Origin of the sequence: Variovorax sp. PAMC26660 (assembly GCF_014302995.1) — a bacterium.
Classification (GTDB): domain Bacteria; phylum Pseudomonadota; class Gammaproteobacteria; order Burkholderiales; family Burkholderiaceae_C; genus Variovorax.
This window is the reverse complement of record NZ_CP060295.1, coordinates 1,346,800-1,360,245: the sequence shown is the minus strand read 5'-3', so window position 1 is coordinate 1,360,245 and position 13,446 is coordinate 1,346,800. Positions and strand designations below refer to the sequence as shown.

General features: G+C 67.5%; 11 protein-coding genes. 4 read left to right on the top strand and 7 right to left on the bottom strand.

The genetic code is table 11. From position 1 onward, the window contains the following. Nucleotides 1-8: 8 nt before the first annotated feature. Nucleotides 9-845: a DNA alkylation repair protein gene (locus H7F35_RS06500; protein WP_187112111.1), complete on the top strand. Its 837-nt coding sequence runs from the start codon at nt 9-11 to the stop codon at nt 843-845. A 52-nt stretch (nt 846-897) separates the two neighbouring features. Here the strand turns inward: H7F35_RS06500 and rpoH are convergent, their stop codons facing one another. The 6 genes from rpoH to H7F35_RS06470 all read right to left on the bottom strand — a co-directional run bounded on the left by rpoH (nt 898) and on the right by H7F35_RS06470 (nt 7,938). Then, a complete protein-coding gene (rpoH, locus tag H7F35_RS06495; protein WP_187112110.1) occupies nt 898-1,839 on the bottom strand; it encodes an RNA polymerase sigma factor RpoH in 942 nt (313 codons plus the stop codon). A 218-nt stretch (nt 1,840-2,057) separates the two neighbouring features. Next, nucleotides 2,058-2,936, bottom strand: a complete 879-nt coding sequence (locus H7F35_RS06490; protein WP_187112109.1) for a LysR family transcriptional regulator — start codon at nt 2,934-2,936, stop codon at nt 2,058-2,060. A gap of 13 nt (nt 2,937-2,949) precedes the next feature. Continuing rightward, on the bottom strand, nt 2,950-4,035 hold the full coding sequence (locus H7F35_RS06485) for an ABC transporter ATP-binding protein (protein WP_187112108.1): 1,086 nt from the start codon (nt 4,033-4,035) through the stop codon (nt 2,950-2,952). 14 nt (nt 4,036-4,049) lie between these two features. Next, nucleotides 4,050-5,849 (bottom strand): ABC transporter permease, encoded by a 1,800-nt coding sequence (locus tag H7F35_RS06480; protein ID WP_187112107.1) that lies wholly within the window; start codon nt 5,847-5,849, stop codon nt 4,050-4,052. A gap of 18 nt (nt 5,850-5,867) precedes the next feature. Beyond that, the gene (locus H7F35_RS06475) at nt 5,868-7,211 is read right to left on the bottom strand and encodes an ABC transporter substrate-binding protein (RefSeq protein WP_187112106.1); all 1,344 of its coding nucleotides are present in this window, start codon (nt 7,209-7,211) and stop codon (nt 5,868-5,870) included. Between the two features lie 262 nt (nt 7,212-7,473). Further along, the gene (locus H7F35_RS06470; protein ID WP_187112105.1) at nt 7,474-7,938 is read right to left on the bottom strand and encodes a DUF962 domain-containing protein; all 465 of its coding nucleotides are present in this window, start codon (nt 7,936-7,938) and stop codon (nt 7,474-7,476) included. Between the two features lie 179 nt (nt 7,939-8,117). Between H7F35_RS06470 and H7F35_RS06465 the strand changes: the two genes are divergently transcribed. Next, a complete protein-coding gene (locus tag H7F35_RS06465; protein WP_187112104.1) occupies nt 8,118-8,828 on the top strand; it encodes a response regulator transcription factor in 711 nt (236 codons plus the stop codon). Then, a complete protein-coding gene (locus H7F35_RS06460) occupies nt 8,825-10,633 on the top strand; it encodes a hybrid sensor histidine kinase/response regulator (protein ID WP_261803545.1) in 1,809 nt (602 codons plus the stop codon). The genes H7F35_RS06465 and H7F35_RS06460 overlap by 4 nt, the downstream gene beginning before the upstream one ends. A gap of 19 nt (nt 10,634-10,652) precedes the next feature. On the opposite strand, the gene ftsY is transcribed toward H7F35_RS06460, so the two are convergent. After that, entirely contained in the window at nt 10,653-11,957 is a 1,305-nt protein-coding gene (ftsY, locus tag H7F35_RS06455; protein ID WP_187112103.1) for a signal recognition particle-docking protein FtsY, read from the bottom strand. A 29-nt stretch (nt 11,958-11,986) separates the two neighbouring features. Here ftsY and H7F35_RS06450 point away from each other — a divergent pair, with 29 nt between their 5' ends. Continuing rightward, nucleotides 11,987-13,435, top strand: a complete 1,449-nt coding sequence (locus tag H7F35_RS06450; protein ID WP_187112102.1) for a M16 family metallopeptidase — start codon at nt 11,987-11,989, stop codon at nt 13,433-13,435. The last annotated feature ends 11 nt before the right edge of the window (nt 13,436-13,446 follow it).

The following is a 13,446-nucleotide window of genomic DNA, read 5'->3' as shown; positions in this document are numbered from 1 at the left end:
CCCGGCACATGGACACCGCAGTGGCCGTGGTCGGCTCGGTCGATCACCTGAAGGCGCGCAAGGGCGCCTTTCGCATCGCGCTCATTCCGCCCGAGGTGCTGCGCGCACTCAACGACGGCTTGCTCGAAACCGTCAACCTCAACGAATTCATGGCGCTGGAGCTGCCGCAGCTTGCGCGCAGCGTAGCGGGGCACATCGGCCTCGACGCGGCAAGCGAGCGGCTGGTCGACACGCTGGCGATGCTCAGCGCTTTCAAGCCGATGCAGCGGCACAGCCATGTCGCGCGTGCCCTCTATGACCTGACGGCCCTGCACACCGAGCGTGATGCCGTCGCCCACAAGCTGGCCACGCATGCGAGCGACGTCGCGCGCTGTTGGGCTGCCCAGTGGGTCACGCTCTCGGGCCTGTCGCTGCCGGCGCAACTGGAGGCGGTGCGCCGCTTTGCTGCCGATCCGCATTTCGGTGTGCGCGAAATCGCCTGGATGGCGGTGCGCGACGCAGTCATCGCTTCACTCGACGAAGCGCTGGCGCTGCTGCAGCCCTGGGTCTTCGACGCCGACCCCAACATCCGCCGCTTTGCCAGTGAACTCACGCGCCCGCGCGGCGTGTGGTGCGCGCAGATCGAGGCTCTGAAAATCGAGCCTTGGCGCGCGTTGCCGCTGATCGAGCCGCTGCGTGCCGACCCCAGCCGCTACGTGCAGAACTCGGTCGCGAACTGGCTCAACGATGCCAGCAAGACCCAGGGCGAGTGGGTCGACACACTGTGCGCGCGCTGGGTGGCCGAGTTGGACACGGCCGAAACCCGCTACATCGCCAAGCGCGCCCTGCGCACGCTCTCCAAATGAAAAAGCCCGGCTTGCGGCCGGGCTCGTTCGGGAAGAGGGCGAAAGACGCCGCTTATGCGTAGTCGGCGAGCGCCTTCTTCATCTTCTTCATCGCAGCGACTTCGATCTGGCGAATGCGCTCGGCGCTCACGCCGTACACAGCCGCCAGGTCGTGCAGCGTCATGCCGCCCGAACCGTCGTCGTTGACCTTGAGCCAGCGCTCTTCCACGATGCGGCGGCTGCGGTCGTCCAGCGCTTCGAGCGCGGTCGCGATGCCATCGCTCGACAGGCGGTCGCGCTGCTGCGATTCGAGCAGGGCGGTTGGCTCCTGCGTGGCGTCGGCCAAGTAGGCGATCGGGCCGAAGCCTTCGTCGCCGTCGTCCGAAGGACCCGGATCGAGCAGCACGTCGCCGCCCGACAGGCGGGTTTCCATTTCGACCACTTCTTCAGGCTTGACGTTGAGCCGGGTCGCCATCTGCGACACCTCGTCGGGGCTCAGCGTTTCGCGGTGCGTGCCGTTGTCGGCCGCGGCCGACTCGGCCTTGAAACCCTGCTTCATCGAGCGCAGATTGAAGAACAGCTTGCGCTGGGCCTTGGTCGTCGCGACCTTGACCATGCGCCAGTTTTTCAGGATGTACTCGTGGATTTCGGCCTTGATCCAGTGCATGGCGTAGCTCACCAGCCGCACGCCCTGGTCGGGGTCGAAACGCTTCACGGCCTTCATCAGGCCCACGTTGCCTTCCTGGATCAGGTCGCCGTGCGGCAGCCCGTAGCCCAGGTACTGGCGGGAAATGGAGACGACCAGGCGCAGGTGCGACAGGATCAGCGCGCCGGCGGCGTCAAGGTCGTTCTGGTCGCGCAACTTGCGAGCGAAGCCCTGCTCTTCTTCGAGCGTGAGCAGCGGCAGGCGGTTGGCGGCCGAAATGTAGGCATCCAGGTTGCCCAGCGGGGGGACCATCGACCATGGATTGGCGACGGCCAGCTGGTTGGCAGAGACTCCAGACAGCGTTGTCATCAGGGGAAACTCCTTAGTGTTGGCCATATTAGCACTCGGTTAGAGGGAGTGCTAAACCAAGGGTTCCCTTGAGTTTCTATCGCGGCGATAGCCGCAGACTTGGGGGGCGCCTTGGTGCCCTCCCTACGACCCTGGGTGACCAATTTCAGTTGCCGGCAGACGGCAATCGACACCCGCTTTTGCATCCAGTCACATATTTGTAGTGCACGGTCAACGCATCAAGCCCAGACGGACTGCACCGCCGAAGCCAGCGCCACCACCAGCGGGTCGCTGGCGCGTTCCGCTGCGCTGCTGAAGTAGAGCTGAGCGTCCACCCGGGCATGGCCCCAGACCACCCAGTCGCCGCGCTCCACGCCCGGCACGGCCACTTCCTCGCGCAGCAGTGCACAGGCGCTCCCGGCGCGCACGAAGGTCTCGAGCGAACTCGTGTCGTCGCTGCGCATCACCACATTCGGCGTCAGGCCCTGCTGCTCGAACAGGCCGCGCAGCATCTGGTGCACATGCGACTCGGCCGTGCCGTCCACCCACGGCAGCCCGGCCAGCACGCGCCAGCCGCCGCGCTGCATCTCGGCCGCCAGCCGCGGTGGAAAGGCGATGCGGTAGCAGACCGAACGCAGCGCGATCCACTGAAGGTCGCGCGGCGGATGCACGCTGATCGTGAAGGCGCCCGCAAGGCCGCCGCCGCGCACCTGGTCCAGCAGATGGCCCACGGCATGGGTGCGGGTGTGCAGTTCCACCAGCGGCAGGCTGCGCTGCACCGCGACCGACAGGCTGCCCGTGCGCAGAAACTCCGGCGATTCGCCCGGCAGACCCAGGTCGATGCGTCCGCTGAGTTCGCCCTGCATGTTGCGCGCGGCGCCCTTCAGTTCGCTGGCGGCGCTCAGCAGCGCCTCGGCCTGGGGCAGCAGCCGGTCGCCGGCGCGCGTGAGCGTCATGCGTCCGCCGCTGCGGTCGAACAGGGCCACGCCCAGGCTCGACTCCAGCCCCTTGATCTGCGCGGTGACCGCGGGCTGCGTGACGCACAGCGCGTCGGCTGCCCGCGTCACGTTGCCCACGCGCGCCACCGCCACGAAGGCGCGGATCTGGTGCAGTTCCATGGGCGTCGGCGCGTCAGGCGCCGAACATGCGCACTTGCGAAGGCTCGATGCCCAGGCTCACCGCCCCGCCAACGGGAAACTTCGACAAGCCCATCTGGTGCGGGTGGTCCACCGCCAGGTTCTGGTGGCCCACGCGCACGCGGTAACGCGTGAACTCGCCCAGGAACTCGCTGGCCTCCACCGTGCCCGGCACCCACACGTAGCGGGCGTCGTGCGTCGCGTCGGCCACGTCCACGCGCAGCGAGTGCGGCCTGAAGCTGACCTGGATGGTGTCGGCCTCCGGCGCATCCGAGGGCAGCGGAAAGTGCAACTCACCGACGCCTTCGACATCCAGCGACAACGTGTCCCCGCGCCGCGAGCGCACCTTGCCCTCCAGCAGGTTCATGGTGCCCACGAAGTTCGCGACGAAGGTGTTCACCGGGTAGTCGTACAGCGTGGCCGGCGCGCCGACCTGCTGCACCACGCCCTTGTCGAGCACGGCCATGCGGTCGGCCGTGGTCATGGCCTCTTCCTGGTCGTGCGTGACGAAGATGGTGGTCAGCCCCAGCCGGCGCTGCATCGCCAGCAGCTCCTGGCGCATCTGCACGCGCAAGGTCTTGTCGAGGTTGGACAGCGGCTCGTCCAGCAGCAGCACCTGCGGCTCGATGACGATGGTGCGCGCCAGCGCCACGCGCTGCTGCTGGCCGCCCGACAACTGGCTCGGGCGGCGCTGCGCATACTGCAGCAGCCCCACCAGTTCGAGCGCGGCCGAGACCTTCTCCTTGATGACCGCCTTGGGCGCCTTGCGCTCGACCAGCCCGAAGGCCACGTTGTCCCACACCGACATGTGCGGCCACAGCGCGTAGCTCTGGAACACCATGCCGACGTTGCGCTCCCACGGCGCCTTGTTGCTCACGTCCTTGCCGTCGATCAGCACCTCGCCGTGCTGGTGCCGGTTGAAGCCGGCAATCAGGCGCAGCAGGGTCGACTTGCCCGAGCCGGAAGGCCCGAGCAGGGCGAAGAACTCGCCGGGCTCGACATCGATGCTGACGTCCTTCAGCACTTCGGTGGTGCCGTAGGCGAGCCGCACGTTGCGGCACTGGACAGGTACTTTTTTCATGAGGGGCCTGGTTTTCAGTTCTTGACCGCCGGGGCGGTGGCGGGTGTTGCGGCGAGGGGCAGTGCGGGCAGTACCTCGTCGACCGGCCGGTGCGTGAGCTGCCTGCCGGCGCGCTCGACCACCACATGCGACAGGTAAGTGCCGAGCGCCACCACCGCGATGGCCAGCACGCCCAGCGCTGCGCCCGGCCCACGGCCGGCCACGCTCTGCATGTACAGGTAGATGCCGTAGCTCATCGGTGCCTGCGACTCGGAGGACGACAGCAGGATCGTCGCGGACAGCTCCACCGCCGCCGTGATGAAGCTGGTCACGAAGCCCGCGAGGATGCCGCCCGCCATCAGCGGCACCACCACGCGCTGGATGGTGCGCATCTTGGTCGCGCCCAGGCTCTCGGCTGCTTCTTCCAGCGACACGTGCACCTGCTGCAGGGCGGCCACGCAGGAGCGCAGCGCATAGGGCAGGCGGCGCACCGCGTAGGCCAGCATGATCACGATCCAGGTGCTGGTCAGCAGCGTGTCGGTGCCCGGCACCGTGACACCCTTGAACAGGCGCAGGTAGCCGATGGCCAGCACGATGCCCGGCACGGCCAGCGAGGCCGTGGCGATCCAGTCGAGCCACTTGCGCGCAGGCAGCGTGGTGCGCAGCATCAGGTAGGCGATGGTCACGCCCAGCAGCACATCGAGCCCCGCGGCCAGGCCGCAGTACAGCAGCGTGTTCTTCATCATGCCGCCGGCGTCCTGGAACACGGTCTCGTAGTGGGCCAGCGTGTAGGCGTCGGGCAGCGGCGAAAAGCTCCACACCTGGGCCAGCGACAGCAGCAGCACGCCCAGGTGCGGGCTCAGCACGACCAGCAGCACCAGGAAGATCCAGCCGTAGGCTGCGAACGAACCCAGCGGCGACAACTGGCGCTTGGCGATGCTCGCGCCGCCCTTCTGGATGGTCGAATATTCCTTGCCGGCCAGCATGCGCGCGGACAGCGCCATCGCGGTGATGGAGAACACGATCATGATCACGCTGATGACGTAGCCCAGCGGGTCTTCGAGCCCGACCTGGGTGATGCGCAGGTAGGCCTGCGGCGCCAGCATGTTGGTCTGGCCCAGCACCAGCGGCGTGCCCAGGTCGTCGAACACCTTCACGAACACCAGCGAGGCACCGGCCACGAAGCCCGGCATGGCCAGCGGAAAGATCACGCGCCAGAACAGGCGCCAGCCGGTGCAGCCGAGGTTCAACGCCGCTTCTTCCATTGCGCCGTCGATGTTGCGCAGCGCCACCGTCAGGTTCATCAGGATGAACGGAAAGTAGTGGATGGCCTCGACGAAGATCACGCCGTTGAGCCCTTCCATGATCGGCAGCGTGACGCCGAAGTGCTCGTTCAGCAGCAGGTTCAGCGAGCCCGAGCGGCCGAAGATCAGCTGCATTGCCGCCGCGCCCACGAAGGGCGGCATGATCAGCGGCAGCACGCCCAGCGTCTGGATCAGCATCGCGCCGCGAAACTGGAAACGCACGGTGAAGTAGGCCAGCGGCACCGCGATCAATGCAGCGAACAGCGCCGACGCGGTGGCGACGAACAGGCTGTTGAAGAACGATTCGCGCATCAGCCCCTGGTCGAAGAAGGCGCCGAAGTGGCCGAAGGTCAGGCCGCCATCGGCATCGACGAAGGCCGTGTAGAAAACCCTTCCTACCGGCAACACCAGGAACAGCAGGAGAAAGCCGAGCACCAAGGCCCCGGCCAGCCATGCGCCGGGGCGCACGTTGCCGAAGAAAAAGCGCCTGCCTGGCGCGGCCGGCGCGGTGCCGGCGGTCGTCGTGGACATCTGTGGTTCCCGTGTCGGTCAGCGGGCGGTTGCCAGCGCCTGTTCGGCGAAGCCCCTGGCGCGCTCGTAGTGGTCGCGCGCCTGGCTGTTCCAGCGGTCTTCCAGGCCGGTGACCTGTTTGTTCGAGGCGGCGTCCTTCTTGTTGGCGGTGAACAGCGCCAGGAAGTCCTTGTCGCTCGCCAGCGATGCGCCCACCAGCGGCGTGAAGGCCAGGTCGCGCGCCTGCTTCAGCAGGGCCTGTCCTTGCGCGTTCGGCTTCTTGGCCAGCGCTGCGGAGGCTTCGTGGATCGCCTTGGTGGCGGCCTTGAGCTCCTTGTGGCGGAAGGTGATGGTCTGGTCGAACATCGACGACACCACGTTGTAGCGGGCTTCCGAAAGGTCGGAGTCGAAGTGCACCTTGGCGCGCTTGGCGATCTCGAACGGATTCGGGTACGAGGCCGGCACCTTGCCGCCCAGCGCCGAAGGCGGCAGCACCGGCAGGCGCGAAATCTTCGGATCGAGCAGCAGCAACTGGCCTTCGGTGGACACGCTGTAGGCAATGAACTTGCGCGCCTCCTCGGGGTTCTTGCTGCCGCTGATCAGGCCGATGTTGGCCGGCACCACGGCCGTCACGTCGGGGTAGACGAACTCCACCGGGAAGCCCGAGAACTTGCCGGCCAGGCCGAAGAAGTCGATCACCAGGCCGATGCCGAACTGCCCGTTGTTCACCCCATCGGGCACGCCGAAGCTGCGCTCGGTGATGGCCGCGCTGTTGCCCGAAATCTGCAGCAACTGGTTCCATCCCTTGTCCCAGCCTTCGCCCTGCAGCAGGGTCTCTACGGTCAGGTGGGTGGTGCCCGAGCGCGACGGCGCGCTCATGGCCGCGTGGCCGAAGTACACCGGCTTCATCAGGTCGCTCCACTGTGCCGGCGCGGGCAGCTTGTTGGCGGCCATGTAGCGGGTGTTCCACATCAGGCCGTAGCCGGCCAGTGCTTGCCCGAGGTACAGGCCCTGCGGGTTGTTGATGGGGTAGTTGCCCACTTTCTCGGGCACGGCCTTGTTGGCCTGCGCCGCCACGTTCTCGAGCAGCTTCTGCCCGGCCAGCACCTCGAAGGCGTCGGGTGCCGAAGCCCAGAAGATGTCGGGCCGCTGGCCCACCGGCAGCTCGCGCACATAAGAGATGCCCTGCACCGTGCTCTTGTTCAGGATCTCCAGCTTGATGCCCGGATTGGCCTTCTCGAAAGCGACCTTGTAGGCCTGCGTCAGCTCCTTGGGGAACGACGTGACCACGGTGACGGTGCCGGCCTGCGCTGCACCGGCCATGCAGGCGGCCAGCGAAAACGAGAGCGCAACGGCGCGGCGCTTGAAGAAGCTGTAAGGCATTGATGTCTCCATTGGTTTTGTGCTGCCCGTTCGGGGCAGGTGCAACAGGCCGCGCACTTCATGGCGAGTACTTCGGCCTGTCGGCTGGCATCGTGCATGACACTTCCCACGAGTTCCAATCAGAAAACGTGATGCGCTCCATCAGGTCTAAGGGTTCACCCGCGCCTGCGGTGCGTACCGTGCATGCGCGCGAACACCGGCGCACGGGGGCCGCGTCGGTCGACGGGATTTGCGCGTTTCGGCCCGGGCGGCCGAAGAAAAACTACCAGCGGATGCCCAGCTTCAGGAACAGTTTCGACAGCACGAAGAGCGGGCCGACCCAGAGGTACTGGATGTCCTCGAAGAACGACGGCTTCTTGCCTTCCAGCTTGTGGCCGATGAACTGGAAGATCCAGGCCACCACGAAGATGGCGGCCGACACCGGCAGCACCAGCCCGCCCATCGCATGCACCAGCACCAGGGCCAGCGCGGTCAGCACCAGCATGGTCAGCAGGAACGCCGGCGCGCGCAGCAGCGCGTAGTAGACGAGGCTGGCCGCCACGAACACATAGGCCACCCACGGATGGATCGCGAACAGCAGGCCGACGATGCTCAGCATGATCGCCGGGATGGCGACGAAGTGAATCAACTCGTTGCTCGGGTTGCGGTGGCTCTCCTCGTAGTGGGCGAGCAGGCGGTCGATCTTGCGGTCGCTCGATGCCAGGGGTGCGGCGGCGGTGTGCGTCATGACAGGTCTCCGGTGCGCCGTTCGATGCGGCGTTGTTTATGTATGCGACGGTGACGATGGTGCCCATTGGCGAGCCCCGTGGCAAGCGCCATCAGGGAATACCAAAAGGTGACACCGGCTCTGTGCCGCCATGACTTAGGGCACTGTCGCGCGCCCGTGGCGCCGCTAAGATCAAACGCGTGGCTTCCTACGACTCTTCACCCGCGCCTTCGTCCCCGGCCGCACAGGCCGGCGCGCCCGTCCCTGCGGCGACCGCGATCCTCGTCGTGGACGACCACGACCTGCTTCGCCTGGGTGTCTGCGCGTTGGTCCAGGCACAGGCCACTTCCGCCGGTTCGCAGATCGAGGTCTTCGAGGCCGGCAACGTCGCCGATGCGCTGGCCCTGTACGAAACCCACCAGGGGTGCATCGGCCTCGTGCTGCTCGACCTTGCGCTGCCCGACACGCACGGCCTGAGCGGCCTGGCCGAGTTCCGCCTGCGCTTTCCCGCTGCGCGCATCGTGGTGCTCTCGGGCACCGGCAGCAGCTCGCTGGCGCAGGGCGTGCTCGCTCTCGGGGCCGCAGCCTTCCTGCCCAAGTCGGCCGACCTGAAGGAAGTGGTGAGCTTCATCCGCGCCTGCGGCCTGCTCGATCCCGATGCGGCGCCACTGCCGGCGGCGCCGCCGCCGAAGTCGCTCTCCGGCTATGCGGAGTTCGCCCACGCCAGCGCATGGCAGGAACTCACGCCGCGCCAGATGCAGGTGCTGCAGTGGGTGCTCGAAGGCAAGGCCAACAAGGAAATCGCCCAGCTCGCCAACCTGAGCGAGGGCACGGTGAAGAACCACGTCTCGACCATCCTTCTGCTGTTCGGCATGCGTTCGCGCGCCCAGTTGATCAGCACCCTGCATTGAGCGAAGCGGTCGTGGCGTTGAACGATCCGCTGGCCGACCATTCGCTCGGCCAGCGCGTGCTGCGCGAGCACGTTGCCTCGGTCTACAGCACCTACGGCGTCTCGACGCTGACCCACATGGCCTTCGTGGTGGTGTTCGGAAGCATCATCTATTCGCAGCTCAAAGACCCGAGCCTGCTGTTCTGGATGGCCGGGCTGCTGATGGCCGACATCTACGTGTTCTTCACACCGCGCTGGACCCCGTCCCGGCCCGCGCACGAAAGCTCCTATTGGGCGCGAAAGATCTCGCGCCTGGTCACGCTGGTCAGCATGGTCTCGGCGGTGGTGCCCTGGCTCATCGTGCCGCACGACAACCTGCCGATGACCTCGCTGCTGATGGCCGTCATCGTTGGCAGTTGCGCGCGGGCTGCGCAGTCGCTGTGGCCTCTGAAGGCCGCGCTGTTCGGCTACACGATGCCCATGTCGCTGGGCATGATCACCGCGCTTGCGTGGCAGGGCGACGGCCTGCATCTCTTTCTGGCGATTGCCGGCGCGGCCTACCTGCTGCTGACCCTGCATGCGGGCATCGGCCAGCACAAGCTGCTGACCCAATCGCTCATGCTGCGCTTCGAGAACGAGGCGCTTGCCGCACGGCTCGGAGAGCAGATCGCCGCCACCGAGCGCGCGAGCGAAGAAAAAACCCGCTTCCTCGGCACCGCCAGCCATGACCTGCGCCAGCCGCTGCATGCCATCGCGCTGTTCGGCGCCGCGCTCGAGAACGAACTGCGCGACCGCCCCGAGGGCCGCAACGCCGAGCGCCTGATGCGTGCGGTGAATGCGCTGGGCGCCTCGCTCGACACCATGCTCGACATCTCGCGCCTTGATGCGGGCGTGATCACGCCGGCGCCGCAGTCGGTGCAGCTCGATGCGCTGTTCCTGCCGCTCAACCACACCTTCTCGGCCCGTGCCGAACAAAAGCAACTGCAACTGCGCGTGCGCGCCAGCGGCCTGTGGGTGCGCAGCGATCCGCAACTGCTGCACCGCATGCTGTCGAACCTGATGGACAACGCGCTCAAGTACACCGCGCGCGGCGGCGTGACGGTGACCGCGCGCGACCGCGGCGATGCCGTGTGGATCGAGGTGCGCGACAGCGGCATCGGCATCGCACCCGAACAGTCGAGCCGCATCTTCGAGGAGTTCTATCAGATCGACAATCCGGGCCGCGACCGCTCGCGAGGGCTGGGCATCGGCCTGTCGATCGTGCAGCGCCTGTCGCGCCTGCTCGGGCATCCGGTGCAGATGCATTCGCGGCCGGGGCGGGGCACGCACTTTCGTGTCGTGCTGCCGGCTGTCGACGCACAAGCCGATATGCGGGTCAGGCAGCTCTCGCAGACTGCCGTCGAAGCCCTGGAGAGAGAGCGGCAGTGGCAAGGCAGGCCCGCGCTGCCGGGCCGCGTGCTGCTGCTCGACGACGAACTCGAAATCCGCGAGGCCATGATGGGGCTGCTGCGCTCCCATGCCATCGACGCCCACGCCGTGGCGGACGAAGCGGGTGCGGCTGCCGCCTTGCAGCAGGCGAGCCGCGAGGGCCGCCCCTTCGAACTGCTGGTGTGCGACTACCGGCTGGCCGATGGCGCCGACGGCCTTGATGCGGGCCTGCGTCTCAGCCAGGGGCAGGGCGCCGCAATACCGTTGCTGTTGATCACCGGCGAAACCGCACCCGAGCGTTTGCAGCGCGTGCGCGAATCGAAAGTGCCCGTGCTCTTCAAGCCGGTCGTTGCCGACTCGCTGCTGCGGGCCATGGCCGAGGTGGCTGTCGCCCGTTAGCCGCCGCGCAGGCCGTTTCTTATCCGAGCAGGGCCTGCGCGAACTCGCGCGCGTTGAAGGTCTCGAGGTCTTCGAGCTTCTCGCCCACGCCGATGAAGTACACCGGAATCGGCCGCTCGCGCGCAATGGCGCACAGCACGCCGCCCTTGGCCGTGCCGTCGAGCTTGGTCACGATCAGGCCCGTGAGGCCCAGCGTCTCGTCGAAGGATTTGACCTGCGCGAGTGCGTTCTGTCCGGTGTTGCCGTCGATCACCAGCAGCACCTCGTGCGGCGCCGTGGCGTCGGCCTTGGTGACCACGCGCTTGATCTTCTTCAGCTCGTCCATCAGGTGCAGTTGCGTCGGCAGGCGCCCTGCCGTGTCGACCAGCACCACGTCCTTGCCGCGCGCCTTGCCGGCGTTCACCGCGTCGAAGCTCACGGCGGAAGGGTCACCGCCTTCGTTGCTCACGATCTCGACAGTGTTGCGGTCGGCCCAGACCAGCAACTGTTCGCGCGCCGCTGCCCGGAAGGTGTCGGCGGCGGCGAGCAGCACCGAGGCGCCTTCGGTGGCCAGGTGCTTGGTGAGCTTGCCGATGGAGGTGGTCTTGCCTGCGCCGTTGACGCCGGCCACCATGATCACGGTCGGCGTGAACTGGCCGATGACCAGCGGCTTTTCGAGCGGCTTGAGCAGGTCGGTGATGGCATCGGCCAGCAGCAGCTTGACCTGCGCGGCGTTGGTGGCCATCTGGCGCTTGACGCGGACCTTCAGGTCGTCGAGCAGGTACTCGGTCGCCTTGACGCCGGTGTCGGCCATCAGCAGGGCGGATTCGAGTTCTTCGTACAGCGCATCGTCGATCTGCGCATTGACGAAGACGGCCTGGATGCCGGTGCCGGTCTTGCGCAGGCCGGTCTTGAGCTTGTCGAACCAGCTCTTGCGCTCGGTGGCGATGGCGGGTTCCGCGACAGGCACAGGCACGGGCACAGGGACCGGTGCAGGGGGCGGTGGAGGCGGAACGAAGACGGGGGCAGGGGCAGGTGCTGGCGCTGGCGCCGGGGAAGGGGCGGGCACGACCGGCGCCGGTACAGGCATTGGCACCGCCGCCGGGGCAGGCGCGGCAACTGGTGCGGGTGCCTCGACGGGTGCGGGCGCAGGTGAAGGTGCTGGTGTGGGCGCAGGTGCCGGAGGCGCCTCTTCAGCCGCCGGCTTCGCGCCGAACCAGCTCGAAGGCGAAAACACCGAGCGTGCCGGGGCGGGCTCGGCAGCAGGTGGCGTGGCGGCAGGCGCGGGGGGCGCCGGCGCGACCGGGGTTTCGGCAGGCGGTTTTTTCTTGAAGAAACTGAACATCAGGAGCTTTTTACAATCCGACCCATTCTATGAAACACCTCTCGCCACGCAGTGCTGCGTCTGGTGCGGTGCTGGCGGTGGCGCTTACGGCGTCCTGGGCCATGCCTGCGCAGGCCCAGCCCACACCGGCTCCCGCCGCATCTTCCGCCGCCACCGCGGCCGCGCCGGGCCCTCAGCAATTCAACCTTGCGAACGGCATGACACTGATCGTGCAGCCCGACCGGCGCGCGCCGACCGCGGTGCAGATGGTCTGGGTCCGCGTCGGCTCCATGGACGAGGTCGACGGCACCTCGGGCGTGGCCCATGCGCTCGAACACATGATGTTCAAGGGCACCAAGGACATCAAGCCGGGTGAGTTCTCTCGCCGCGTGGCGCAGCTCGGCGGCCAGGAAAACGCCTTCACCACGCGTGACTACACCGGCTATTACCAGCAGATCCCGGTCGGCAGCCTCGAGCAGGTGATGAAGCTCGAATCCGACCGCTTCGCCAACAACCAGTGGCCCGACGACGAGTTCAAGCGCGAGATCGAGGTCGTCAAGGAAGAGCGCCGCCTGCGCACCGAAGACCAGCCGCGCGCGCTGCTCGGCGAGCAGCAGAACGCCGCCGTCTTCACCGCCTCGCCCTACCACCGCCCGGTGGTCGGCTGGATGAGCGACCTCGACGCGATGACGCCCGATGACGCGCGCGAGTTCTTCAAGCGCTGGTACGTGCCCGCCAACGCCGTGCTGGTGGTGGCCGGCGACGTCGACGTGGCCCAGGTGCGCGCCATGGCCGAGAAGTACTACGGCCGCATCCCCTCGCGCGCCGTGCCCACGCGCAAGCCGCGCATCGAGCCCGCGCAGCGCGGCATCCGCCGCGTCGACTTCAAGGCGCCGGCCGAGCAGGCGTATGTGTCGCTGGCCTACCGCGTGCCGCAGCTCGCGAACATCGACGACGCCAACAGCGACGCCTGGGCATTGGTGGTGCTGTCCGCCGTGCTCGACGGCTACGCCGGCGCGCGGCTCGACCGCGCGCTGACGCAGGGCCCCGACCGCGTCGCCGATTCGGCCGGCGCGTATTCGGGCTTCGTTGGCCGTGGTCCACAGCTCTTCGTGCTCGAAGGCGTGCCGGCTGCGGGCAAGACCGCCGAGGCGGTCGAAGCCGCGCTGCGCGCCCAGGTGGCGCGCGTCGCCAAGGACGGGGTGGGCGAAGCCGAACTGGCCCGCGTCAAGACCCAATGGGTCGCCAGCGAAACCTACAAGCGCGATTCGGTGATGGCGCAGGCGCGCGAACTCGGCAGCAACTGGATCCAGGGCCTGCCGCTGGACGCGAGCGAACGCATCGTCGCCCGGCTGCAATCCGTCACGGCCGCCCAGGTGCAGGCCGTGGCCGCCAAGTATTTCGGCGACGACCAGCTCACGGTCGCCACGCTGCGCCCCCTGCCGCCTGAAGCCAAGCGCGGCCGCGGCTTCGCGGCGCCCGCAGGCGAACTGCGCTGAAAGGTATCGAT

Coding starts and splice junctions, on each gene's coding strand:
- H7F35_RS06500 (WP_187112111.1), top strand. CDS start 9: ATGGACACCGCAGTGGCCGTGGTCGGCTCGGTCGATCACCTGAAGGCG.
- rpoH (WP_187112110.1), bottom strand. CDS start 1,839: ATGACAACGCTGTCTGGAGTCTCTGCCAACCAGCTGGCCGTCGCCAAT.
- H7F35_RS06490 (WP_187112109.1), bottom strand. CDS start 2,936: ATGGAACTGCACCAGATCCGCGCCTTCGTGGCGGTGGCGCGCGTGGGC.
- H7F35_RS06485 (WP_187112108.1), bottom strand. CDS start 4,035: ATGAAAAAAGTACCTGTCCAGTGCCGCAACGTGCGGCTCGCCTACGGC.
- H7F35_RS06480 (WP_187112107.1), bottom strand. CDS start 5,849: ATGTCCACGACGACCGCCGGCACCGCGCCGGCCGCGCCAGGCAGGCGC.
- H7F35_RS06475 (WP_187112106.1), bottom strand. CDS start 7,211: ATGCCTTACAGCTTCTTCAAGCGCCGCGCCGTTGCGCTCTCGTTTTCG.
- H7F35_RS06470 (WP_187112105.1), bottom strand. CDS start 7,938: ATGACGCACACCGCCGCCGCACCCCTGGCATCGAGCGACCGCAAGATC.
- ftsY (WP_187112103.1), bottom strand. CDS start 11,957: ATGTTCAGTTTCTTCAAGAAAAAACCGCCTGCCGAAACCCCGGTCGCG.
- H7F35_RS06450 (WP_187112102.1), top strand. CDS start 11,987: ATGAAACACCTCTCGCCACGCAGTGCTGCGTCTGGTGCGGTGCTGGCG.